Origin of the sequence: Methylobacterium sp. 391_Methyba4, assembly GCF_029691625.1 — a bacterium.
Lineage (GTDB): Bacteria > Pseudomonadota > Alphaproteobacteria > Rhizobiales > Beijerinckiaceae > Methylobacterium > Methylobacterium fujisawaense.
Window position 1 is genome coordinate 266840 of record NZ_CP121475.1, and the last position, 23747, is coordinate 290586.

Sequence of the window (23747 nt, forward strand, 5' to 3'; positions counted from 1 at the left end):
GTCCATCACCGACGGGCGAGATCGTCGACGGCGAGGTTCAGCGCCAGGACGTTGACGCGCGGCTCACCCAGGATGCCCAGGGTGCGCCCCTCGATTCGGGCGGTCACGAGGTCGCGCAGCTTGTCCTCCGGGATGTTGCGCGCCTTTGCGACGCGGGGAACCTGGAAGTAGGCGGCCTCGGGCGAGATGTCCGGATCGAGGCCGGAGCCGCTTGTCGTCACGAGATCGACGGGCACCGGGACGCTCGGATTCTCGGCCTTCAGCGCGTCGACATCGGTCTTCACCCGCTCCGCCAGCGCCGCGCTGGTCGGGCCGAGATTCGAGCCCGAGGAATTGGCCGCGTTGTAGGGCGCCGGCACCGTCTTGGAGGCGTCGGCGGGGTCCGGCGCCGTCGTTGCGGAGGGCCGGCCGTGGAAGTAGCTGGCGCCGGTGAAGGTCTGGCCGATCAGGCTGGATCCGATGACGGTGCCGTCGCGCTCGATCAGGCTGCCGGCGGCCTTGGCGGGGAAGATGGCGCCGGCGAGGCCGGTCATCGCGAGGGGGTAGGCGAGGCCGGTGATCGCGGTCAGGGCGGTGAGCAGGACCAGGGCGGGGCGAAGCTGTTTCAGCATGGCGGGTCTCCGAAGGACCGGTTCAGACGAGGTGGAGGGCGCTGACGGCGAGGTCGATGGCCTTGATGCCGACGAAGGGCACGAGGACGCCGCCGAGCCCGTAGATCAGGAGGTTCCGGCGCAGCAGAGCGGCCGCGCCGACGGCCCGGTAGGTGACGCCGCGCAGGGCCAGCGGGATCAGCGCCACGATGATCAGCGCGTTGAAGATGATCGCCGACAGGATCGCGCTCTGCGGCGAGGCGAGGCCCATGATGTTGAGCGCCTGGAGCTGCGGATAGAGGCCCAGGAACATCGCCGGGATGATGGCGAAGTACTTGGCGACGTCGTTGGCGATCGAGAAGGTCGTCAGCGCGCCGCGGGTCATCAGCAATTGCTTGCCGATGCCGACGATCTCGATGAGCTTGGTCGGGTCGCTGTCGAGATCGACCATGTTGCCGGCCTCGCGGGCCGCCACGGTCCCGGTGTTCATCGCGACGCCGACATCGGCCTGGGCGAGGGCGGGGGCGTCGTTGGTGCCGTCGCCGCACATGGCGACGAGCTTGCCGTCCGCCTGCTCCTTGCGGATCAGCGCGAGTTTGTCCTCCGGGGTGGCTTGGGCGAGGAAATCGTCGACGCCGGCCTCCGCCGCGATGGCGGCCGCAGTCATCGGGTTGTCGCCGGTGATCATCACCGTGCGGATGCCCATCTGGCGCAGCTCCGCGAAGCGCTCGCGAATGCCGCCCTTCACAATGTCCTTCAGGTAGACGACGCCGAGCAGCCGCCCGTCCTGCGCGACCGCGAGGGGCGTGCCGCCGGCCTTGGCGATCTCCTCCGCGATGGCGCGGATCTCCTTGACGGCACCCGTCTCCGGAGCCGGCTGGAAGGCGAGGGCGGCGTTCGAGCCCCGGCTCGCCACGGGCTGGCCGGACAGGGACGCGATCACGGCGTCGACCGCGCCCTTGCGGATCGAGGCGCTCTCCAGATCGACGCCCGACATGCGCGACTGCGCGGTGAACGGCACGAAGGTGGCGTTGAGACCCGCCATGTCGCGGGCGCGGATACCGTACTTCTCCTTGGCCAGCACGACGATCGAGCGGCCCTCCGGCGTCTCGTCCGCCAGGGAGGCGAGCTGCGCCGCGTCGGCGAGCTCCTGCGCGCTCACGCCGGAGACCGGGCGGAACTCGGTGGCCTGCCGGTTGCCGAGCGTGATCGTGCCGGTCTTGTCGAGGAGCAGGGTGTCGACGTCGCCCGCCGCCTCGACGGCGCGGCCCGACATGGCGAGGACGTTGAAGCGCACCAGCCGGTCCATGCCGGCGATGCCGATCGCCGAGAGCAGCGCGCCGATCGTCGTGGGGATCAGCGTGACGAACAGGGCGACGAGGACGATCACGGGGATCGAACCGCCCGCGTAGCTCGCGAAGCTCGGGATCGAGGCCACCGCGAAGACGAACACGATGGTGAGCCCGGCGAGCAAGATGTTCAGGGCGATCTCGTTCGGCGTCTTCTGCCGCGAGGCGCCCTCCACCAGGGCGATCATCCGGTCGACGAAGGTCGAGCCGGCCGCCGCGGTGATGCGGACCTTGATCTCGTCCGAGAGAACCTGCGTGCCGCCGGTCACCGCCGAGCGGTCGCCGCCGGATTCGCGGATCACCGGGGCGGATTCGCCCGTGATGGCGGCCTCGTTCACGGAGGCGACGCCCTCGATCACCTCGCCGTCGGAGGGGATCAGGTCGCCTGCCTCGACCAGGACGACGTCGCCGACCTTGAGAGCGGTGCCCGGCACCGTCTCGTAGGCCCGGCCCGCCCCCTTGAGGCGCTTGGCCGTCATCTCGGTGCGGGTGCGCCGCAGGCTGTCGGCCTGGGCCTTGCCGCGCCCCTCCGCGAGGGCCTCGGCGAAGTTGGCGAAGATCAGGGTGAACCACAGCCAGAGGATGATCTGGCCGGAGAAGGCCAGGTCGTTGCCGCCGGTGACGAGGTCGCGGGCGAACAGGACCGTGGTGAGCGCCGCCACGACCTCGACCACGAACATGACCGGGTTGCGGATCATGGCGCGGGGATCGAGCTTCCTGACGGAGCCGATGAGGGCCGGCCCGATCAGGGCGGCACTGAACAGGGATGATGTCTGACGCGACATGGAAGATGTCCGGAAGGGGTGGGGAGCCCGGCGCGGCGCGCCGGGCGCTTTTGGGATCAGAGGGCCAGCCTGCCGGCCGTCAGTGCGTAGGCGGCCAGGAGGGCGAAGCCGCCGAGCAGGACGACGCCGAGGAGCGCCAGGACGAGGTCCGACGTCCGCAGGGGCGGGGCACCGGCGCGATCGCGCCGGTGGGGCTGCCGGTGCAGCACGAGGTGGTGGCGCGCGACGCGCCGGGCGGGGAGGGCGCGGGGCATCTCAGCCCCCCGTCGCGAAGGTCTGGCCGGCCGCGCCCGCGAGGTGCTCGACCACGGGGCCGAGGGCCAGCGAGGGGAAGAAGGTCAGGCCGCCGATGATCAGGATCACGCCGACCAGCAGCCCGACGAACAGGCCGCCATGGGTCGGGAACGTGCCCGCCGAGGCCGGGACCGTCTTCTTGGCGGCGAGCGAGCCCGCGATGGCCAGGACCGGGATCTTCACGAAGAACCGGCCGACCAGCATGCCGATGGCCAGGGTGCTGTTGTAGAACAGCGTGTTGGCCGTCAGCCCGCCGAAGGCCGAGCCGTTGTTGGCCGCCGCCGACGTGTAGGCGTAGAGGATCTCCGAGAAGCCGTGCGGACCGGCATTGGCCGGGCCGGCGAGGCCCGCCGGCACCACCGTCGCCAGGGCGGTGAAGCCCAGCATCATCAGCGGCAGGCAGAGGATGCCGAGCATGGCCATCTTCACCTCCTTCGCCTCGATCTTCTTGCCGAGGTATTCGGGGGTGCGGCCGACCATCAGGCCCGCCACGAAGATCGCCACGATCACGAAGATCAGCATGCCGTAGAGGCCGGCGCCGACGCCGCCGATGATGATCTCGCCGAGCTGCATGTTGAGCAGCGGGATCAGGCCGCCAAGCGCCGTGAACGAGTCGTGCATGGCGTTGACGGCGCCGCAGGAGGCCGCCGTGGTGATCACCGCGAACAGCGCCGAGGCGGCGATGCCGAAGCGGGTCTCCTTGCCCTCCATGTTGCCGCCGGTCAGCCCGAAGCTGTTCAGGACGGCGCTGCCGTGGGCCTCGGCCCAATAGGTGACGAGGACGCCCGCGAGGAACAGGATCCCCATGGCGCCGAGGATCGCCCAGCCCTGGCGCTCGTCGCCGACCATGCGGCCGAAGACGTTGGTCAGCGCGGCGCCGATCACGAAGATCGAGACCATCTGGACGAAGTTCGACAGGGCGGTGGGGTTCTCGAACGGGTGCGCGGCGTTGGCGTTGAAGAAGCCGCCGCCATTGGTCCCGAGCATCTTGATCGCCACCTGGCTCGCCACCGGTCCGAGCGCGAGGGTCTGGTGCGCGCCCTCCAGGGTCGTGGCGTCGACGTAGGCGCCGAGCGTCTGCGGCATGCCCTGCCAGACGAGGAACAGCGTGTAGGGCACGCAGATCGGCAGAAGCACGTAGAGGGTGGCGCGGGTCACATCGACCCAGAACGAGCCGATCGTGCCCGACGAGGCGCGGGCGAACCCGCGGATCAGCGCCACCGCCACCGCGATGCCGGTCGCCGCCGACAGGAAGTTCTGGTGCGTCAGCCCCAGCATCTGGGAGAGGTACGAGAGCGTGGTCTCGCCGCCGTAGGACTGCCAGTTGGTGTTGGTGATGAAGCTGGTCGACGTGTTGAACGCGAGATCCGGCGCCACCGCGGTCTGATCGGCCGGATTGAGCGGCAGCACCGCCTGCAGCCGCAGGATCGCGTACAGCACCGCAAAGCCCAGCACGTGGAACAGGATGACCGCGCCCGTATAGGCCAGCCAGTGCTGCTCCTGGCGGGCATCGATGCCGGACACGCGGTAGAGCCCGCGCTCGACGGGGCCGAGCACGGGTGAGAGGAGGGTGCGCTCTCCGGTGAAGACCCGGGTCATGTACGATCCGAGGGGCTTCACGAGCGCCAGAACGACCGCGCAGTAGAGCGCGATCTGGATCCAGCCGTTGAGGTTCATGGGGGAGATCCGTCAGGGCCGCTCAGAACCGCTCGGGGCGGACGAGGGCGTAGGTGAGGTAGACGAGGAGGCCGGCGGTCACGCAGGCGCCGAGGGCGAGGTCGAGGGTCATGGCGGACTCTCTCAGAGCCGATCGCAGGCGGCCGCGTAGCCGGCGGCGGCGGCGAAGAAGGCGAGCGCTCCGGCGAGGAAGACGATGTCGAGCATGGGGGTCAGGTCCGGTTCGGCGGACCGGCCGCGGAGGTTCCGCACCCGGCCTTGGCCGACCATCAGTGTCGCCTCGAACCGCGTTAGGGTTCGAGCGAGGACCGGGGCGGAACTTATAAGGGTCGCGTTAGGATCGTGCGCGTCCGACGAAGCTCGCACGCAACGCGCCGCAGGCTGCCGGCATCGTCAGCCGCGCGGCGCCGGGGCAGAGCGCACGCCACAGCGCCCGATCCAGCCGGATCACGCCCGCGGCCTCGCCGCGAATGCCGCCATAGATCAACCCACAAGCGTGGCAGCGCCCGGCGACGGGTACGATGGGGCAGGCGCAGGGCGCGGCCAAGCCAATCTGCGGCGACCGCCCGGGTGCGGGACAGGACGGCGCTCCGGAGGGCTGGTCGTCCGGACCGAGCGCCGTAACCGCGGCGCTCATCGAGCGGTGAAGGGTTCGGGGATGTTCAGAGCCAGCAGCAGGACCGAGATGGCCGACCAAGCGCCGAGCGTGACGATCATCAGCGCGAAGACGCGGTCGGCCCGACATTCGGCGAGGATATGGCGAAGGATCTGCATGGGGGAGCTCCATCCGGGCATGTGCCCGGTGGCGCGATCACGTCCCCGTCGGCCGTGAGGATCCAAGACGGCTGCAGAGCATCCGGCGTAGGGATGTCATCAGGATCGCGAGCGACTGCGAGGTCAGGCGTCCCGTCGTCGGCGGCCGTGGTCTGCGGCTGTGCCGCCAGCGCCGTGGCAAGACCGAGGAAGCTCGGATCGAGTTCGTGCAGGAAGCAGGGCGGCGAGCTGTACGGGCCGACTTCCAGGTCGGCGCATGCGGAAGACGTAACCGTCGGCCCCTGCGGCCGGGATGCGTCTGAAGTCATGATTCGGCCCTTCCCGGTGCGGCTCGTCCGCGCCCGCGGCCGGACATCCGCATCGAAGCTGACGCCGACCTCTGCATCGTCCGCCTCGCGACCGGCCCTATGCCGGTTCGGTCTCGGGCTGCTCGGTCGAACTGAACACGACGTCGCCGGTCCGCTCGCAGATCACGCTCACCGACGTCGCACCCTTCTCCCGATGCTGGATGGGCAGTTGCGCCAGCGCGTAGGCCGTCGCCGCCTCAAGGTCGCACGGCCAGAGCTTGGTAAAGCTCTCGCGCTTTCCCTTACGAAAAGTGATCTTGTAGGCCATTATTTCCTCCGTTTTCACGGAAGATACACTGTACCTGACGCGACGCGACGCCTCGCCCAGACATGGCACCGATGCGTCCGGGGCGGGCACGGATGATCGGCGGCCGTGACGGACCGGCTGAAATCGACGGTCTGTTTCGAGTTGCCACACCTGTGGGCACATCGTTCACCGCAACGCGACAGCAGTTCTGACGCCGCTTGATCCGACAATTGGACCATGTAACGGTGTCGAATAATGAATAGCCAGGCTTCGGACAACGCGTGTGTCCGGCCTCACGCGGCAAGCCGCGGCGCCCTCGAAGCGTCGTTGTCAGGGTGGTCCGAGCCATGTCTCACACGCCGGCCGGGTCCCCGTTCGAGACGTCTGCGGATGCGCTGGGGGCCGCGATCCGGACAGCCGGATCGCCCGAGGACGGCGTCGCCAGGCACAAGCTCATCGAGGCTATCGAGAGCAGCTCCGAGGGGTTCGCGCTGTTCGATTCGGACGACCGCCTCGTCTTCTGCAACCGGCACTTCCAGAATTTCCATCCCGGCCTGTCGGCGATCATCGTCCCGGGCGTGACGTTCGTGGCCATCGCCCGAGCCGTCGCCGAGACCTGCATCGTGCGCGCAGACGGCACGACGGTCGAGGCGTGGCTGGGGGAGCGGATCGCCCGTTATCGCGCACCGCGCGGGCCGCTCCTCCAGCAGCGCGTCGATGGCCGCTGGGTTCAGGTCAGCGAGCGCAAGATCAACGACGGCGGCGTCGTTGCCGTCTACACCGACGTGACCGAGATCAAGCGTGCCGAGCAGGCGCTCCGGGCGACGCAGGGCCGGCTGACCTACCTGCTGACCGCGTCACCGTCGATGATCTGCAGTTTCGAGGTGGGCGGCCGCAACGCGCCGACCTTCATCAGCGAGAATGTACGCGATCTCCTCGGCTACGAGCCCGGCGATTATCTGGCCGGACCGGAATTCTGGCTGGAGCGGCTGCACCCCGAAGACCGGGAGCGCGTCCTCGGCGAATTCCCGCATCTGCTCGATCAGGGTCACAACGTCATCGAATACCGGTTCCTGCACGCGAACGGCACCTATCGCTGGGTCCGGGACGAGCAGCGCCTCCTGCGCGATCCGAACGGTCGGCCCGTCGAGGTGGTCGAGTCGTGGAGCGACATCACGGAGCGCAAGGAAGCCGAGCTGGCGCTTCAGAAGCAGACCGCCTTCGTCGAGCTGCTCCAGGCGGCGGCCGCAGCCGCCAACGAGGCGCCGACGGTGGCGGAGGCCCTGCGCTTCTGTCTGGAACGCGTCGCCCACCATGCCGGCTGGCCCCTCGGCCACGCCTACACCCGCGCCGATGACGGAAGCCGGGCCCTCCTGCCGACGGGGATCTGGCATTGCGACACGCCAGAATGGTTCGCCCGGTTGCGCGCGGCGACGGCCGGGACGCCGCTCGGTCCGGGAACGGGCCTCGCCGGTCGCGTCTTGCTCTCCGGGGCTCCCGAATGGACCCTCGGCGATCCGACGCTGGCCGGAGATCCCCGCGCCCCGGCGGCCGCGCAAGACGGGATCCGGGCGGGCTTCGGCTTTCCCGTGACGGTCGGGCGCGAGGTGGTGGCGGTGCTGGAATTCTTCGCCCGCGATGCATCGCCGCCGGACGCGTCGCTGCTGCGGGTGATGAGCAATATCGGCGCGCAGCTGGGTCGGGTGATCGAGCGCAAGCAGGCCGAGGAACGTCTGCGGCAGGCCAAGGAGGCGGCCGAGGAAGCCAGCCGCGCCAAGAGCAGCTTCCTGGCCAATATGAGCCATGAATTGCGCACGCCGCTCAATGCGATCATCGGCTTCACCCGGCTGGTGATGCGCCGGGCGAAGGACGCCCTGCCGGTGAAGCAGTTCGAGAATCTCGAGAAGATCCTGGCGAGTTCAGAACACCTTCTCTCGCTGATCAACAGCATCCTCGATCTCGCCAAGGTCGAAGCGGGACGGATGGAGGTGAAACCGTCCGACTTCACGCTGGAGCCGGTCCTCGACCTCTGCCTCAGGACGGTCGAGCCCCTCGTCAAGAACGAGGGCGTGCAGCTCGTTCGGGACATCCGGGATACGCCCGCGACCCTCCGGACCGACGAGGAGAAGCTGCGGCAGATCCTTATCAACCTGCTCAGCAACGCCATCAAGTTCACCGAGGCCGGATCGGTGACGCTGCGCGTCCGTCCGGTTGGCGAGAGTGTCGAATTCGCCGTGATCGACACCGGCATCGGCATTCCCGCCGACGCGCTGAATGCGATCTTCGAGGAGTTCCATCAGGTCGACAACAGCGCCACGCGCTCCCACAGCGGCACAGGCCTCGGTCTGGCGATCAGCCACCGGCTCGCCCGGCTGCTCGGCGGAAAGATCGGCGTCGAGAGCCGGGAAGGGGCGGGGTCGACCTTCACCCTCAGCATCCCGATGCGGATCGCCGGCGCCGCCGAGGGACCGCCGAGTCCGAGGCCGGCGCTCCCGGTAACGCCGGTGTCCCGGTCGGGCGCCAAGCTCGTGCTCGCGATCGACGACGATCCCAACGTCGTCTACCTGCTGCAGGAGAACCTCGCCGATGCCGGCTACACGGTCATCGGCGCGTCGAGCGGCCAGGACGGGTTGCTCAAGGCGCGGGAGCTGCAACCGCGCGCCATCACCCTCGACATCATGATGCCCGGCACCGACGGCTGGCAGGTGCTGCACGCGCTGAAGACCGATCCGCTGACGCGGGACATCCCGGTCGTGCTGATCTCGATCGTCGACCAGAAGGAGCTGGGCTTCCGCCTCGGAGCGACCGACTACATCGTGAAGCCGTTCGAGCGGGAGGCCCTGATCGGCGCCCTCGCGCGGATCGCCCCCGACAACGAGCGCATCCTCGTGATCGACGACGATCCCAATGTTCCCGACCTCGTGCGCCAGCTGCTCAACGCGGAGCAATGCACCGTCGATTGGGTGGCGGACGGGGCGGCCGGCCTGGAGCGTATCGCTCAGGCCCGCCCGAGCGTCATCCTGCTCGACCTGCTGATGCCGCGGATGGACGGCCTCGCCTTCCTGGACGCCCTCCAGGCCGATCCGGTCGGCCGGACGATCCCCGTCGTGGTCCTGACGGCCGCATCCCTGGATACGGCGGAGCGCGACATGCTGCGGGAGCGGGTGCTCGGGCTGATCGACAAGAGCGGTCTCGACCGCGCCGCCCTGGTCCGCGAGGTGCGGCGCGTGCTGCCGGTCCTGGAGCTCGAGGCGGCCGACGGTGGCCGATGAGCCGTCGGCTACGCCCTGCGCGCCGGTCCGCTCCCTCGGGGATCAACGCATGAAGCGAATACTTATCGTCGAGGATGTCGAACTCAATCGTGATCTGCTGACTCAATTGCTCGAGGACACGTACGAGCTTGTCATCGCGGTCGACGGCGCCGCCGGGGTCGAGATGGCGATCGCCCACCGGCCCGACCTCATCCTCATGGATCTGTCGCTGCCGCTCGTCGACGGCTGGGAGGCGACACGCCGCATCAAGGCCAACGCGTCCACCGCCGCCATCCCGGTGGTGGCGATCACCGCCAACGCGATGACGGGCGACGAGGATCGGGCGCGAGCGGCCGGCTGCGACGACTTCATGACCAAGCCCGTCGACGAAGACCTGTTGTTCGTCAAGTTGCGGCACTGGCTCGATTGAGCCCGGCCGATCCGGCCGCAGTCTCGCGCCGGAGGGAGAGGAACCTGTGGAGCCAGCCCGCATCCTCATCGTCGACGATGAGCCCTTCAACCTCGACCTGCTGGAACAGGAACTGGAAATCCTGGGCCACACGAGCGTCCGTGCGGCCAACGGACGAGCCGCCCTCGACCGGCTGAGCGAGGAGCCGTTCGACCTCGTCCTCCTCGACGTGATGATGCCGGCTCTCGACGGCTATGCCGTGCTCGAACGGATGAAGGCCCACGAGGCATGGCGCCACACGCCGGTGGTGATGATCTCCGCGCTGATGGAGATCGGCAGCATCGTCCGATGCATCGAACTCGGCGCCTTCGACTACCTCCCGAAGCCCTTCGAGCCGGTGATCCTGGAAGCTCGCATCCGCTCGTGCCTGGAGCGGAAGCGCGCCCATGATCGCGAGATTGCACACCTGCGAACGATCGAGCGTGAGCGCAAGCGGGCCGACGAACTGCTTCATGCCATCCTGCCGGTCTCGGCCGTGTCGGAACTGATGGAGACCGGACAGGTCAAGCCGCGCCTGTTCGGCGACGTCGCCGTCCTGTTCGTCGACCTCGTCGGTTTCACGACCTGGTGCCATGGTCAGACACCGGACGTCGTCGTCGCGGAGATCCAGCGCCTGGCCGAAGCGTTCGAGGTCGTCGCGCAGGCGCGGGGTCTCGAGAACATCAAGACCATCGGCGATGCCTTCATGGCAACGGCGAACCTGCTGCGGGAACATGCCGATCCGGTCACGGCCGCGATCCGATGTGCCGCCGACATGGTGGCGGTCGCGGCGGCCGGAGAGCCCGGCTGGCGGATCCGCGGTGGACTCCATATCGGGCCGGTGGTCGGTGGGATCGTGGGCCGGACGAAGTTCACGTTCGATCTCTGGGGCGACACGGTCAACGTCGCGGCGCGCCTGTCGGGCCTCGGCGAGGGAACCGCGCTGCATCTGTCGCACGCGGCGTTTCTGCGCCTGCCCGACCGGCGGAGCGTCCGGCCGATCGGCGCGGTGACGCTCAAGGGCAAGGGCGCGGTCGAAGTCTATCGCCACGCGCTCGACGCGGGCGATCCGGATCCCGCCTGAAGCGCGCGCGGATGCCCGCGTCGCCGTCTGGCACACGGGCCTTCACCGATCGTCCACACGGGACCTGCTCGGCGGACCTGATTGCACAGCAAGAAGCGGGATGCGGCACCTCTGCGACGCGCCGTACGGCAGGTGGCGGAGGAAGAGAGATGACCAGGTTTCGATGTGTTCCGATCGAGACGGCGACGGCGGACCGCTTCCGTCGCACGGGCTTCGATGACCGGGGCAACCCGATCCGGCGGATCATGGCGACGGCGAGCGGTCAATTTCCCTGCCGACATTGTCTCAAACTTGCAAAAGCCGGTGAGAGCATGCTGCTGGGATCCTACGATCTCCTGCAGCCGCTCGGCATCTACTGGACCCCGAGCCCGATCTTCCTGCATGAGAGGGAGTGCCCGTATACGGAAACGGTCGACGCGGTCGCGCCCATCGTTCGTGCGAATCCGCTCGTCTCCGTTCGGGCCTACGACGCCGGTCACCTCTGTCTGTACGATCTCGGACAGGTCTGCCCAGGCGGCGATGTCGCGGAGCCGCTTCGACGCGCCCTCGACGACCCGCGGACACTCTTCGTCAACATCCACACCGCCCGGCCCGGCTGTCTGCTGTCGCGGGTGGAACGGGTGACGGACTGAGCCGGAGCGGGCCATATCGCCCCGTTGCGCGCGCGAACCGCCCGAGCGCTGAGGGCCGTCAGACACAGGGCGCCTTCAGGCCGCGGCGTTCAACGCGTTCTGCGTGTTGATGAAGTCGGGTACGTCGGCCGCCGGGATCGGCCGGCTCAGCAGATAGCCCTGAACCTCCGAGAATCCGCTCGCCCGCAGCCGGGCAAGCTGTTCCGGCGTCTCGACGCCCTCGGCCGTCGTGGTGATCTTCAGGCTGCGACCGAGTTCGGCAACGACGTGGACGATGGCAGCCGCCTCGTCCTTCTCCAAGAGATTCCGCACGAATGACTGATCCAGCTTGATCTTGTCGAAGCGGAAGGTGTTCAGCGAGCTCAGGGACGAGTAGCCGGTCCCGAAATCGTCCATCGAGAACCGCACGCCCAGGCGACGCAGGCGGGTCAGCATATCGAAGCTCGCCTGATCCTGGCTCAGGATCACGGATTCGGTGATCTCGAGTTCGAGCCGCTGGCTCGGCAGTCGGGTCGTGCGCAGAACCTCCTCGACGAACCGGTCGATATTGCCTTCGCGGAACTGGATCGGCGAGATGTTGACGGCGACACGCTGCTTGCCCGGCCACCCCATCGCGTCCGCGCAGGCCTTTTGCAGGACGTAAGCGCCGAGGGCGTCGATCAGCCCGGTCGCCTCGGCGACCGGAATGAACTCCCCGGGCGAGATCATGCCCCGCTCCGGGTGATGCCAGCGGGCCAGAGCCTCGAAACTGGTCACCGCGTTCGTCGCCAGATCGAACAGCGGCTGATAATGCAGCGCGATCTGGTCGGTCCCGATCGCCAGCCGCAACTCCCGTTCGAGCCAGCGTCGCTGATTCTGGCGTTCCTCCATTTCCGGCTCGAAGACGCGGACGCGCCGGCCACCGTCAGCCTTGGCGGCATAGAGGGCGACGTCGGCGCGACGCAGGAGATCGTCGCCGTCGGCATCGTCCGCCGCGGAGACCGCGAGTCCGAGACTCGCATCGACGGACACGAACTGTCCGGCGAGGATGAACGGCCGCCTGAGCTGGGTGAGGACCTCGTCCGCCAGCGCGAGAACGCCGGCCGGTAAATCCGCCTCCGAGAGGACCACGGCGAATTCGTCACCGCCGAGCCGCGCGACGGTGCCGCCGGGCGGGCAGAGCATGGTCAGCCGTCGACCGACCTGCCGGAGCAACTCGTCGCCTGCCGGGTGGCCCAGGGTGTCGTTGATCCCCTTGAAGTCGTCGAGGTCGAGGCAGATCACGGTCACCGCCCGGCCGTCATGCGCATGGCCTGCCAAGGCCGCGGCCAAGCGATCCGCAAGCAGGGCGCGGTTGGAGAGACCCGTCAGGGCGTCGTGGGTCGCGAGATGGGCGATCCGGGCTTGGGCCGTCACGCTCGCGGTGACGTCCTCATGCGTTTCCACCCAGCCGCCGTCCGCCATGGGCTCGACGGTGATCTCGACGCATCGCTCGTCCGCGAGCGTCCTGGTCAGAGACCGCCGGTGCGGGCGGCTCTCCGGACCCGACCAATCCGCAAGACCGGCCAGCTGGCGGACATCCGCATGCGTCGGTTCGGCTTCGAGCGCATCCGGAGCGATATTGTAGATCCGGCAGAACTGCGCGTTGAACACTTTGAGGCGACCATGGGCGCCGAACATGCACAGGCCCTGGGACATGTTGTTCAGGGCCGCATCGAATCGCTCGTTCTGCTCCTGCAGCTGCCGCTCGCGCTCCGTCAGGATCGTGTTCTGCCGGAAGACGTCGTCGCGCAGCTGATCCCGCTCCGACAGGGAATGTTCGAGCACGACGACGGCGCGGGCGATGTCGCCGACCTCGTCCGCGCGGTCGATATCGGGCACGCTGACGTGCCAGTTCCCGCGCGCCACCTCGGACACCGTCTGCGTGATGCGCACCAGCGGACGGGTGATCCGGCTGGACAGGATGAGCAGGACCAGGGCGACAAGGCATAGGGTCAGGCCCGCGACGACGCTGAGCGTCCTGAGGAGCGAGCGGGAACTCTCCTCGCCGATGCCGACGACCTTTCCGGTGAGCTGCTGCAACTCACGCAGCGGCGCCGCGACGCAGAGACGGAGATCCGGAGGCTGAGGAAGGCAGCGCGCGACCTTCTCGGCCCCGACGACGGCGTGCAGATCCGCGCCCGAGATGTCGCCGAGCCGCGCGTCGGCGACGTCGGCACCGGCCGAGGAGAGGAGGCTTTGCCCCGACAGGATCAGCACGTCGCGTCCGCTCAGCGATGCGAAGGCGGTCAGGGTCGGCTCGTGCGGTCGCAGGACGCGATAACCGACCAGTCCGCCGATCACGTCGCCGAACTCGTCGAACAGCGGCTGGCCGAAGACATCGGCGACCGCACCGGACTCTTCGGCGGCGAGCGCCTTCGCGAGGCCCTCGTCCCAGCGCAGGGTCAGCACAAACCCATTTGCGTGCTCCCGGTCGTTCCCGGCGATCACGGCGCGCAACGCGGTGGCGACGGCCGTCGTCCCGAAGGCCGCATTGGCGGCGAGGAGATCCGCATCGACGCGGTCGGCGGTGAGGGCGCGCAGGTTGACGTCGAAGGCGATCGCCCCGTCGACATCCGCCAGGGCGAGGGCGGGCCGCATGAGCTCCGACGCCGCCACCGTGTTGCCGGAGAACACAGCCTTCACCACATCCCAGCGCTTTGCCATGGTGGCGAAGCGGCGCTCGACATCCTCGCGCTGCATCGCGAGCCGGGCCGCGGCGAGCTTGGCATCGCTCAGGAGGCGATCGGAGAGCTGGGTTTCGGACCAGGTCGTGACTTCCTGCGCCTGTTCGCGCAACGTCTGCTCGGAGCGGAGAACCACGAGGAAAACGAGAGCCGCGAGTGCGATCGCGGCCGTCGAGAGCGTCGCACCGACGAGGCGCGCGCGCAGGGATCGCGAGAAGACGGTGCCCGTCACGGCTTGAGCGGGGCGCCGCCCCGCTCCGCCATCAGCTGCCCGGCGCGATCCGACGTGGCGAAGGCGAGGAACGCCGACGCCTCCGCGTCTTTCGTGGCGGTCTTGTAGATGAGCGCCAAGGTCACCGCGCTGGGATAGCCCGGGTCACGCGGCGCCCTGCCGTCGATCGACAGAACCGTGAAATCGCTTGCCAGATTCGGAGAGAAAGGGCCGAATCCGATGGCGCCGGGCGTATCCCGAACGGTCGCGATCGCGTCCTGCGTGGTGGTCGCGGTCTTCGAGCGGCTGGTCAGGACGAGATCACGCCAGCCCGGCATGGTCGCCCGGAGCACCGACAGCGTGCTGTCGGTCTCCTCGCGGCGGACCACCCGGATCTTCAGATCGGGCCCGCCGAGGGCACTCCAGTTGTCGATCCCGCCCGAGAAGACCGCGGCCACCTGCGCGCTCGTCAACGTCGCCACGCCGACACCGCGATGAACGAAGATGGCCGACGGAATTCGGATGAGCGGCACCTCCACGAGGCCCTGCGCCTTCTCCGTCTCGGTGAGCGGACGCGCGACCCGCCCGAGCTTCTGGCGCTCACCGCCCACGCTCGCCACGGCCCCCCCGGAGCCAATGCTCGGGGGAACCGAGACGCGGGCTTGGCCATGCTCCGCATTGTAGGAATCGGCGACGGCCTGGAGCATCTCGATCCCGTCGCCCGTACCCACGATCGGGAGATCCTCCGCCCGGACGCCGGTCGACGCGGTCAGGAGGAGAATGGCGAGCGCGGTAGCGCTTCGAACGTTCGCGAATATGGGGCCCATTGCCGCAGAATGCGTCTCGAATGCTTAACCTCGAGTCACCAACTAGGTTGCTTTGAAGATGTGGTTGACGATCCGCTAGGCGACCGGATCCGTTTTAGCGGTCCGATTACCTGCCACGCGCTGGAGAAAACGCTGGAAGAAGTTCGTGTCGGACGGCGGGCTCCGGTCCGGCTTGTGTGTCGCGGCGTAGAACGGATCAGCGTAGCAGGTCGCACCGGTCGCGGCCGCCAGGAACTGCACCGCCGCGACCATCTCGGGGGCGCCGGCGGCCAGAACCGTGTCGTCCCGTGTGAGCCTCGGCAGATGGAGGGTCGGCCGCCCGGCTCGGGCGTCGGAGGGGGGGTTGCGACCGCTGCACGTCAAGATCGTCGCCGCCCCCCGGTCGCGCAGCCATTCCAGGGCCGGACGCATGTAGAGATTCTGCGGCTCGCGCGTGCCGGCCACGACGAGCAGGTCGCGCTCCGGCTCACGCAGGCGGCTCGCCCGGGCGACGGCCCAAGCGGGCGCAAAGCCGACGCCGGACGAAACGACGACGAGACGGCCGCGCCCCAACCTGTGAAACGCGGTTCCGAACGGACCCTCGACCTTCACGGCGGTTCCCCGTCCGATCCGTCCGCCGAGCTGCGGCGACACCACGCCGTCGGGCTGCCGGCGGATCTGGAAGATCAATTCGTTCAGTTCGCCGGATCCGTCCACGCGCAGGGTCGGGCTGTAGTCGCGGGCGGGCAGGCCGGCGAAGGAGACGCGAAGGTACTGTCCCGGGAGATAGATCAGCCGCTTGCGCAACGCGACCGTGACCTCGACGATCTCGGCAGTGAGCTCGACCACGCTGTCCACGATGCCGGCCCGCCGCACGACGTCGGGAACCTCGTCGAATTCGATGGCGATGTCCGCGGTCAGGCGCGCCCGGCATGCCAGGACGGTGTCGCCGATGCGGGTCCCGGCATCGTCCACCGAGCCGGAATGGATCCGGACCCGGCAGGTGTCGCACTGGCCGGTGGCGCAATCGTGCGGGATCGCTTGGCCGGATGCCAGACCCGCGTCGAGGAGGGTCTGTCCGGCGCCGGCACTGATGGGCCGGCCATTGACGACGAGGGAGACGCGATCGGTCATGCTGCGATCCCGCGTCAGCGCAGCAGGACTTCGACCGGCCGCATGTGCCGCGTGTGGCGGGTCTGCGTGTGATCGAAGGCCGAGACGTAGAGGAAGAACTTGCTGCCGGGCAGGAAATCGACATCGTACTTGCTGCCGGTCGCGATCTTGCGCGAGGCCACCAGGGTCCAATGGTCGTCAGCCCAGTCGGCCGCCGCCGAGATTCCGGCCCGATCGCCCGAATAGCCGTCGGTCATGAGTACACCCGGCATGACGGTCCCGACCGGTATCTCTGCGTCGCCGGCCGCCGAGTAGGCAACCGTCTCGGTCTTCTCGACCATCCACCACGCCGAGCCCGGCGCGGTACTGGCATCGAGGCCTAGATCGATCGTCCCGAGCCTGGCCACGGTGGCACGCCAGTCCTTGGGCAGCCGCAGCGGCTCGACGGCGCCTTCGTAGCCACCGGGGCCCTCGAAGCGGAAATTGTAGCGGTACGTGCTTGTGCCGGGATCGCCCCAGTAGCCCGCCTGGTAGCGGCCCTTCACAGCCCGCTCCGCGGCGGTCGGCTCGGTGGGCGGCCCGATATGCATGTCCTCGACGACGCCCAGCATGCCGCCCCGGGCCGCCTTCCACTGCCACATGTCGATGTAGCTGCCGTCGGTGGTGTAGTGGTAGCCGCGGCCGTTCAGAGGCGCGGGGGCGTCCGGCAGGGGGCGGGCACCGAGATGGGTCGAGCCGCCGCTGCCGAAGGCATCGGAGCGCGAGAAGATCACGGCGAGCTTGTCTTCGTAGTATCCGGTCACGTCCGCCTTGGCGGCGTCCGCGTCGAGGAGATGCCAGCCGTCGGCCTTCTTGATCATCGGGACGCGCTTCAGCGAGCGCGAGGGGTCCCACCACCGAAAAGCGAAGTAGACGTTCGCCCCGTCGCGCACCGCGCGGATCTCCACGGTGGTCTCGCCGGTGCCGCCGAAATTGGCGCCTTGCATCGTCCGGACCGAAACCGGTCGGGCGGTGCGCCAGACGGGATCGTCGAGGAGCTTCGACAGGTCGGGCCCGACCGAAACCTTGTCGACCACGAGGGTGGAGCGACCCGTCAGATCTGCCCAGGCCAGCAAACCCACCACGGGCAGGCCGACGATTGCGGCCGCCAGCAAGGGCCGACGGCGGCGGGTCGCCCCGTCCGCCAGGGGCGCGGGGCGGAAGAGCCGCAGGAGCTGCCACAGCCCGCCATACATGAAATGCGCGAGGGTGTGGATGGCGATGTAGGCCAGCGCGCCCAGGGCGCAGGTGGCGTGCAGCCAGACGACCCAGCCGCCATAGCCGAGATAGAGCGCGATGCCGGTGCCGGTCAGGACGAGGGTGACGGCATAGATCAGCCAGTGCAGGGCGACGTTGACGCCACCCCACCGCGCCTTCCGCGCCGCCTTGCTCCGGCCGCTGACGCGGAGCGCGCGGAGCCGGGACAGGCCATTGCGATCCGTGAGACGTCCGCGCACAAGGTAGACGAGATAGGCTGTGATCCCGAAGAACAGGGTGAGACCAGCCACGAAGTGCACGGTCCAGACTTCGCCCTGCGGCAGAAACGGGGCCAGGAATTTCGCGGTGCGCGCCACAGGAGCGTCGGCCGAGATGCGCAGGCCCGTGAGCAGGCTCGCAACCATCGCGCCGGCGACGATCCAATGGATGACGATCGTGCCGGTATCGGAGCGGGGATGCCGGTCGAGGCGCACGCCCGATTCGGACGGTGCCGCGGCGCCACGAGGCGGATGGGGCGCGAGGGTCAGCGGTTCCGACATTCGATCCTCCGCTCAATCGGCGCAATTTATCCGACCTGCGTTAGGACTTTGTAAATCATAGAACACACCCGGCGATATGGCCGAGCTTTCAAATCCCAGATTCCTCGCGGATATGCTTAACGGCGCCGTCCTGAGCGATCGACGGAATCGCCCGTGGCGAAACGGTCCAGCCATCGCGGTTCGGCGACCGATCGCATCGGCTGCGCCATCGTTTCCATTCGGGGTCCGCTGATGCCCGCGGGCAATGGCCGGCGGATCCATGTCGCATCCTGCCGGCCTGCTCCGTCCGGCTTGTAGGGCGGGCCGGCCATCGAGCGACATCGGCACGGCATTCGGTCCAATGCACGCTTAGGAGCGTCAGCGCCTCCCTCGAGAGCATGACCGCAGAGGCTTTCGGTCTCCCCGGACCGATGGGGCCGCCGGCGGGAACGCGGGGCGCGGACGGCGATCCGTTTCGATGGTTGCGCGTGACATCGCGACGACGGACAGGCGCCGTGGCGCCGCCGCTCACCCGGACGATCGGCGATCCCGTCCGCGGCTTCCCCCTGAGTAGGACCTTGCCTGGCCGCGGAAACCTCGCAACCGCAAAACCCCGCGCTTCGTCGTCGTTTCAAGATTCAGATACAAAAACAAATTTAAGGAACCGAATTGTAGTTGAAAAATACAAGTCTAATTTATTTGTAAAATCATTACTGGATAGATACGGTCAAGCTGCCGATCGATAGGCCGGCCAAATCTCCAAAACACCGCGACGTTGCATCGTGCCGGTCATCCCGCACGCGCGTGAACGCGGATCATTGGGTTGACGCTGGCACCTCCATGGCCACGGCGTCGGATGCGGGGACACCATGACCAAAATCAAGGCGCTGTTACTGGGCTCTTCAGCTCTGATGCTTCCGATTGCAGGCGCACAAGCCGCAGATTTGCCGACCCTGAAGTCAGCGCCAGTCGAATTCGTGCGCGTTTGCAACGCGTACGGAGCGGGCTTTTTCTATATTCCCGGCACTGATACCTGCCTCCGCATATCCGGCAGGGCGCGGTATGACTTCCTGTATCAGACCAGCAAAGTCCGCACCGGCGGTGGTGGCGACCTGACCGGATATCTGGGCCTGATGCGGATCAATCTCGATGCGCGGACCCAGACCGATTATGGAACCCTGAGAGCCTTCCTGCGGGTCGACGTCGCCAACCGCAGCGGCCCGTTCCTGACCTCCGGATCCCGGCAGCGCGAGAGCTTGGCGATCGCCGGACTCGGCGCCGACGCGTTCGGGCGCACGCAAACCTACATCAACGCCGACAAGGCGTTCATTCAGTTCGCCGGCCTGACCGCGGGCCGCGCCTCCTCGTTCTTCGACTTCTATGCCCACGACTTCGAGCTGATCGGCGGAACGGCCGGATCCGACACGTTCAGCACGAACCTGCTCGCCTATTCGGCGACGCTCGGGAACGGCGTCACCCTGACGGCCTCTATGGAAGACCCGGTCTATCGCCGCTTCCCGATCTTCGGCACTGGGGCCGCTGTCGGCGCCTTCACGGCGGGCGGCGGGTTCGCGGGCTACAGCAACGCCTTCAACCCGTTCACGCCCGCGACCTTCCTCGCGCCGATCGTGGTTGGTCCCGGCAACGTGGCTTTCGTCGATGTGACCCAGAAAAGCCGGATGCCCGACTTCATCGGCGTGGCACGCATCGATCAGGCCTGGGGATCCGCCCAGGTGTCGGCCGCCGTCCACGAGATCAATGCGGGCGATGCCGGAAGCACGGTGGGGGGCATCACCACGGCCACCACCGGTCTCGGCATATCGCCCACGGGACGCGCGTCGAACGCCTATGGATGGGCGGTTCAGGGCGGCCTGAAGGTCAATCTGCCGTTCATCGCGACGGGCGATACGCTGTACCTTCAGGGCGCCTACGGGCAGGGTGCCATCGCCTATACGGGCATCTCGAACTACACGGCTCCGTACGATGCCCTCGGCGCAGCGCCCGTGGGTGGCGGCTCGTTCGCCCAATACTACGCCGATGCGGTCCTCAACCCCACCACGGGCCGTCTCGAGCTGTCGACGTCATTTTCGGCCGTCGCGTCGATGCTTCACTACTGGTCACCGGCCTGGCGGTCGGCGTTCTTCGGAAGCTACGCTCAGATCGATTACAATTCGAAGGGCCGCAATGCCCTCGGCCTCCTGGGCTTCGGCTTCGCGCCGGCCGGCGCCAGCGCCTCCAATGCCCTGGCCTTCGCCACAAGCCCTGTCTTGAGAGGAAACAACCAGATCATCACCGGCGCGAGCCTGATCTGGACTCCGGTGAAGGACCTGGATATCGGGGTCGAGGGTGAGTACATCCGCACCGCCCTCAACAATGGTGTGACGCCCGACATCTCGAAGAACGCGCTGCGCTACGTGAGTTCTCAGGATGCGGCCCAGTTCCGCTTCCGTGTGCAGCGGGACTTCTGAGCGCCAGCGACGCGCGCAACCACTCACAACAAGAAATTTTGAGCCCAGCCATTCGGCTGGGCTTTTGTTTGACCGGAAGACGATTGGGAATTTTCGGTTTTGTTCGGCAAATAAAACTTCTTTTAATTGATACTGACGCGGAATGAGCTACAACTAATACAGCTCTTCGGCGGCTCGCTTCGCCTCCGGTCGAGCAGATGCTACGGTTTCAGATCGGCGGGCCCGGGTACCAGGGCAGGGCCGACCTGATCCAAAGCTTCAGACCCAAAGACTCTGCCGACCGGGTAACCGGTCGGCTTTTTCATGTTCGACGCCGGCCGGCATCCAGATGAGCGATCTCCTGCACCATCTCCCGGGTCAAAGACCGGGTTTTGCAGGCCGTCGAGCGCTACCCCGCACGGCCCTTCATTCCGTCCAGACCTGTTGCGCGACCGTCGGGGGGGGGGCGGCCCGAACAGCCGTCGACTCGTCCACCGACCCACATGCCAGCGAAATCCGTGCATAGGGTCGCGTCCGCGATCCCGGCGCGGCGGGCTCGAACGCCGTTCGCGCTGCACTCCGCCTTCGCCAAGGTCAAAAATTCAAAAATCCTTTCAAGATTGAAGCCGAAACAAAGAGCGAAAGAATTATTCTGCAATAAAATATAGCATTTAAACCGTCTGTGCTGCATGTATTACTCACGTCGCCGGTTCGCGACAGACCAAAGACGGGAGATTATCATGAAGAGCATTGTCCTGGCCTGTTCCATGGGCGCCATGCTGATCGCGGCTCCGGCGTTCGCGCAGGATGGAGGTCCGTCGATCGATCCGAGCCTCATCATCCGGACAAACGGCAGCGGTCTCGACGCGTGGTCCGCCTCCGAGGGCAACGACAAAGCCGGCGGCATGTGGGAAGGCGCGACTGGCTACAGCGCGGCCGTTCAGCGGCCCGCCTCGATCGGGACGGTCCCGGCCAATCCTCAGTGGAGCCGCTACAACACCCGCGAGCGTCGACACGGGCGGTCGTCCTACTGAGACGCCGCATCGGAGGCTCCGCGCGCCCGGCGCTCCTCATGACGGGAGAGGCCGGGCGCGGCGGCGCTACAGGGCGGGGGCGGGGACAAGGTCGATGGACGGCGTGTTCGCGACCGTGCGGGCCCATCGGAAGGTGACGCAGCAGCCGGCGCCGTCGCTGGCGATGTCGAAGGTGGCACTGTGGAGCCGCGCGATGGAATCGACCAAGCTCAGGCCGATCCCGAAGCCGCTCTTGTCGGTCTTCAAGGCACCGCGACGGTACCGCGCCCGCACCGCGCTGAGTTCGTCCGCCGGGATGCCGCAGCCGGTATCGACGACGCGGATGCCCGCCGGATGCTGGAGCAGCGTGACCGCGACCTCTCCGCCGGCCGGGGTGAACTTCAAGGCGTTGTCGATCAAGTTGCTCGCCGCCTCGAAGATCAGGCTGCGATCACCCTCCACGAGGCAGGGCCCGTCCGGCCGCTCCCAGCGCATCCGGATGCCGCGCTCCACGGCCAGCGGCTCGTAATACTCGACGGCGTCCTCGAGCAAACGCCCGAGATCGACCTCGGTGAAGCCCGATCGGCGCAGCCGGTCCTCCATCTCCGAAATCCGCAGCAGCGCCGAGAAGCGCACGACGATCGACTTGACCTCGGCAAGCACGTCCTCGTTGCAGGCCCGGAAGGCCTCGACGCTGTCGGCCTTGCGCAGCGACCGTTCCAGCGTGCCGACCACCCGGGTCAGCGGAGTCCGCAGGTCGTGGGCGATGTTCTCGTTGACACCCTTGATCTCCAGCATCAGCCGCTGAAGCTGATCCAGCATGTCGTTGACCACACGCGTGAGGTGCGCGAGGTCGGCCGAGACGCCGCGCGTCGGCAGACGCTCGCTCAGATCGCCCCGCATGATGCGCTCCACCGCCTTGGTGATCGCATCGTTCTGCCGCAGGGAGCCGGCCCCGAAGACCACGGCGCCGATCAGACCGATGACGATGGTGGCGATCATGCCCCAGACGAAGGTCTCGACCAGCGCCTTTTCCAGGGTCTCCAGATCCTTGGCAGACCGGCTGACGAGGACATACTCGCCGCTCGGCAGCTCCGTGAGTTGGCTGAACAGCGCGCGGGTGCCGTGATCCGTCGGCTGTGACAGGATGAACGGCCGGCCAACCGGCGCCGTGACCGGGAAGGGGATCGGTGCGCCGGCCCGGCGCGTCTGATCGGGCCCGAACAGCACCAGCGGGCGGCCGCCTTCGGCGAAATCTTCGGAGGCGTCGATCCGTTCGCGCAGCGCGCGCGGGGACAGCCCCAGAAGATGCTTCGACTCCCATCCCACCCATTCGAACGCGGCCTTGCGGCCGTAGCTGCGCGTGTCGACGTACAGGAAGGCCGACAGCGCGAGCGACGCGGTTCCGAAGGTCGCGAAGAACAGGCAGGCGACCCGGAAGCCGCTCGTGCGCCGGACTTCAAGCAGGCGCACGGAGGATGAAGCCTGTGTTGCGCACGGTATGGATGCGGGGGTTGAGCCCGTCGGGATCGAGTTTCTTCCGGATCTTGCCGATATGGACGTCGATGACGCTCGACTGGTGATTGAAGCTGTAGCCCCAGACGGATTCGAAGATCATTTTCCGGCTGACGAGGGTGCCGGCGTTCTGCATCAGGAACTCGATGATCGCGAACTCCTTGGGCAGGAGTTCGATCTCGCGCTCGGCGCAGTAGAGGACGCGGTCGATCAGATCGAGGCGGAGGTCGCCGACGACGAGTTCGTTGACCGCCTCGGCGGCCATCTTGCGGCGGGCCAGCGCGTCGACGCGGGCGGTGAGTTCGATGAACTCGAACGGCTTGGCGAGGTAGTCGTCGCCGCCGGCGCGCAGGCCGTCGACGCGCTCGTTGACGGCCGAGAGGGCGCTGAGGATCAGGACCGGCGTCGACACCTTGGCGGCGCGCAGCTTGGTCAGCAGCGACAGGCCGTCAATCTCCGGAAGCATCCGGTCCAGAACGATCACGTCAAATTTACCGTCGAGGGCCTTGCGTAATCCGATACTGCCGCTTGGGGCCTCGTCAACCTGAAATCCGTATTCCGCGAGTGCCGATCCGATCTCGGCCGCGACCCGCCGGTCGTCCTCTACCACCAATACGCTGGCCATCCGTTTTTCCTTCTTATTTTGTATTCGTCGGCTCTGCTTGGTCTCCTGCAGCTCGGAGG

Annotated in this window: 20 protein-coding genes; 6 read left to right on the forward strand and 14 right to left on the reverse strand. The window is 67.6% G+C overall.

All coding sequences use genetic code 11. The features are described 5' to 3' along the window. Positions 1-5: 5 nt before the first annotated feature. From P9K36_RS01365 to P9K36_RS01400, 8 genes are all read right to left on the reverse strand, one after another. Entirely contained in the window at positions 6-611 is a 606-nt protein-coding gene (locus P9K36_RS01365; protein ID WP_043755115.1) for a K(+)-transporting ATPase subunit C, read from the reverse strand. Between the two features lie 22 nt (positions 612-633). Beyond that, positions 634-2724 (reverse strand): potassium-transporting ATPase subunit KdpB, encoded by a 2091-nt coding sequence (gene kdpB / locus P9K36_RS01370; protein WP_043755116.1) that lies wholly within the window; start codon positions 2722-2724, stop codon positions 634-636. Positions 2725-2780: 56 nt separating this feature from the next. Beyond that, the gene (locus tag P9K36_RS01375; RefSeq protein ID WP_043354148.1) at positions 2781-2978 is read right to left on the reverse strand and encodes a hypothetical protein; all 198 of its coding nucleotides are present in this window, start codon (positions 2976-2978) and stop codon (positions 2781-2783) included. 1 nt (position 2979) lies between these two features. Then, positions 2980-4695, reverse strand: a complete 1716-nt coding sequence (gene kdpA / locus P9K36_RS01380) for a potassium-transporting ATPase subunit KdpA (protein ID WP_043354149.1) — start codon at positions 4693-4695, stop codon at positions 2980-2982. A gap of 22 nt (positions 4696-4717) precedes the next feature. After that, positions 4718-4807, reverse strand: a complete 90-nt coding sequence (locus tag P9K36_RS01385) for a K(+)-transporting ATPase subunit F (RefSeq protein WP_020091582.1) — start codon at positions 4805-4807, stop codon at positions 4718-4720. An 11-nt stretch (positions 4808-4818) separates the two neighbouring features. Continuing rightward, positions 4819-4965, reverse strand: coding sequence for a hypothetical protein (locus P9K36_RS01390; protein WP_158498429.1), 147 nt, complete (start codon positions 4963-4965; stop codon positions 4819-4821). A gap of 363 nt (positions 4966-5328) precedes the next feature. After that, the gene (locus tag P9K36_RS01395) at positions 5329-5469 is read right to left on the reverse strand and encodes a hypothetical protein (RefSeq protein WP_164706328.1); all 141 of its coding nucleotides are present in this window, start codon (positions 5467-5469) and stop codon (positions 5329-5331) included. Between the two features lie 405 nt (positions 5470-5874). Beyond that, on the reverse strand, positions 5875-6084 hold the full coding sequence (locus P9K36_RS01400; protein WP_043755118.1) for a hypothetical protein: 210 nt from the start codon (positions 6082-6084) through the stop codon (positions 5875-5877). A gap of 326 nt (positions 6085-6410) precedes the next feature. Here P9K36_RS01400 and P9K36_RS01405 point away from each other — a divergent pair, with 326 nt between their 5' ends. The 4 genes from P9K36_RS01405 (at position 6411) to P9K36_RS01420 (ending at position 11478) form a co-directional block, all read left to right on the forward strand. Beyond that, a complete protein-coding gene (locus P9K36_RS01405; RefSeq protein WP_043755121.1) occupies positions 6411-9335 on the forward strand; it encodes a response regulator in 2925 nt (974 codons plus the stop codon). A 49-nt stretch (positions 9336-9384) separates the two neighbouring features. Further along, positions 9385-9744 carry a response regulator gene (locus P9K36_RS01410; protein ID WP_043382175.1) on the forward strand — a complete coding sequence of 120 codons (360 nt, stop codon included), beginning with the start codon at positions 9385-9387 and terminating at the stop codon, positions 9742-9744. A 46-nt stretch (positions 9745-9790) separates the two neighbouring features. After that, positions 9791-10846, forward strand: coding sequence for an adenylate/guanylate cyclase domain-containing protein (locus tag P9K36_RS01415; RefSeq protein ID WP_043755123.1), 1056 nt, complete (start codon positions 9791-9793; stop codon positions 10844-10846). Positions 10847-11091: 245 nt separating this feature from the next. Then, entirely contained in the window at positions 11092-11478 is a 387-nt protein-coding gene (locus P9K36_RS01420; RefSeq protein WP_236961654.1) for a DUF1203 domain-containing protein, read from the forward strand. A 75-nt stretch (positions 11479-11553) separates the two neighbouring features. Here P9K36_RS01420 and P9K36_RS01425 read toward each other — a convergent pair whose 3' ends face one another. The 4 genes from P9K36_RS01425 to P9K36_RS01440 all read right to left on the reverse strand — a co-directional run bounded on the left by P9K36_RS01425 (position 11554) and on the right by P9K36_RS01440 (position 18109). Beyond that, positions 11554-14415: an EAL domain-containing protein gene (locus P9K36_RS01425; protein ID WP_043755129.1), complete on the reverse strand. Its 2862-nt coding sequence runs from the start codon at positions 14413-14415 to the stop codon at positions 11554-11556. Next, the gene (locus P9K36_RS01430; RefSeq protein ID WP_236961653.1) at positions 14412-15125 is read right to left on the reverse strand and encodes a substrate-binding domain-containing protein; all 714 of its coding nucleotides are present in this window, start codon (positions 15123-15125) and stop codon (positions 14412-14414) included. Before P9K36_RS01430 ends, P9K36_RS01425 begins: the two co-directional genes overlap by 4 nt. Before the next feature lie 171 nt (positions 15126-15296). Then, positions 15297-16334: a 2Fe-2S iron-sulfur cluster-binding protein gene (locus P9K36_RS01435; RefSeq protein ID WP_111473148.1), complete on the reverse strand. Its 1038-nt coding sequence runs from the start codon at positions 16332-16334 to the stop codon at positions 15297-15299. Between the two features lie 14 nt (positions 16335-16348). Then, positions 16349-18109, reverse strand: a complete 1761-nt coding sequence (locus P9K36_RS01440; RefSeq protein ID WP_111473147.1) for an ethylbenzene dehydrogenase-related protein — start codon at positions 18107-18109, stop codon at positions 16349-16351. An 848-nt stretch (positions 18110-18957) separates the two neighbouring features. On the opposite strand from P9K36_RS01440, the gene P9K36_RS01445 reads away from it, so the two are divergent. Together P9K36_RS01445 and P9K36_RS01450 are read left to right on the forward strand one after the other, a co-directional pair. Then, positions 18958-20556 carry a porin gene (locus P9K36_RS01445; protein WP_043347634.1) on the forward strand — a complete coding sequence of 533 codons (1599 nt, stop codon included), beginning with the start codon at positions 18958-18960 and terminating at the stop codon, positions 20554-20556. A 719-nt stretch (positions 20557-21275) separates the two neighbouring features. Then, complete coding sequence (locus tag P9K36_RS01450) at positions 21276-21569, forward strand: hypothetical protein (protein ID WP_043755137.1); 294 nt, start codon at positions 21276-21278, stop codon at positions 21567-21569. Positions 21570-21635: 66 nt separating this feature from the next. On the opposite strand, the gene P9K36_RS01455 is transcribed toward P9K36_RS01450, so the two are convergent. Then, positions 21636-23021, reverse strand: coding sequence for an ATP-binding protein (locus P9K36_RS01455; protein ID WP_043382161.1), 1386 nt, complete (start codon positions 23019-23021; stop codon positions 21636-21638). Continuing rightward, entirely contained in the window at positions 23008-23688 is a 681-nt protein-coding gene (locus P9K36_RS01460; protein WP_043347627.1) for a response regulator transcription factor, read from the reverse strand. Before P9K36_RS01460 ends, P9K36_RS01455 begins: the two co-directional genes overlap by 14 nt. Positions 23689-23747 lie beyond the last annotated feature (59 nt).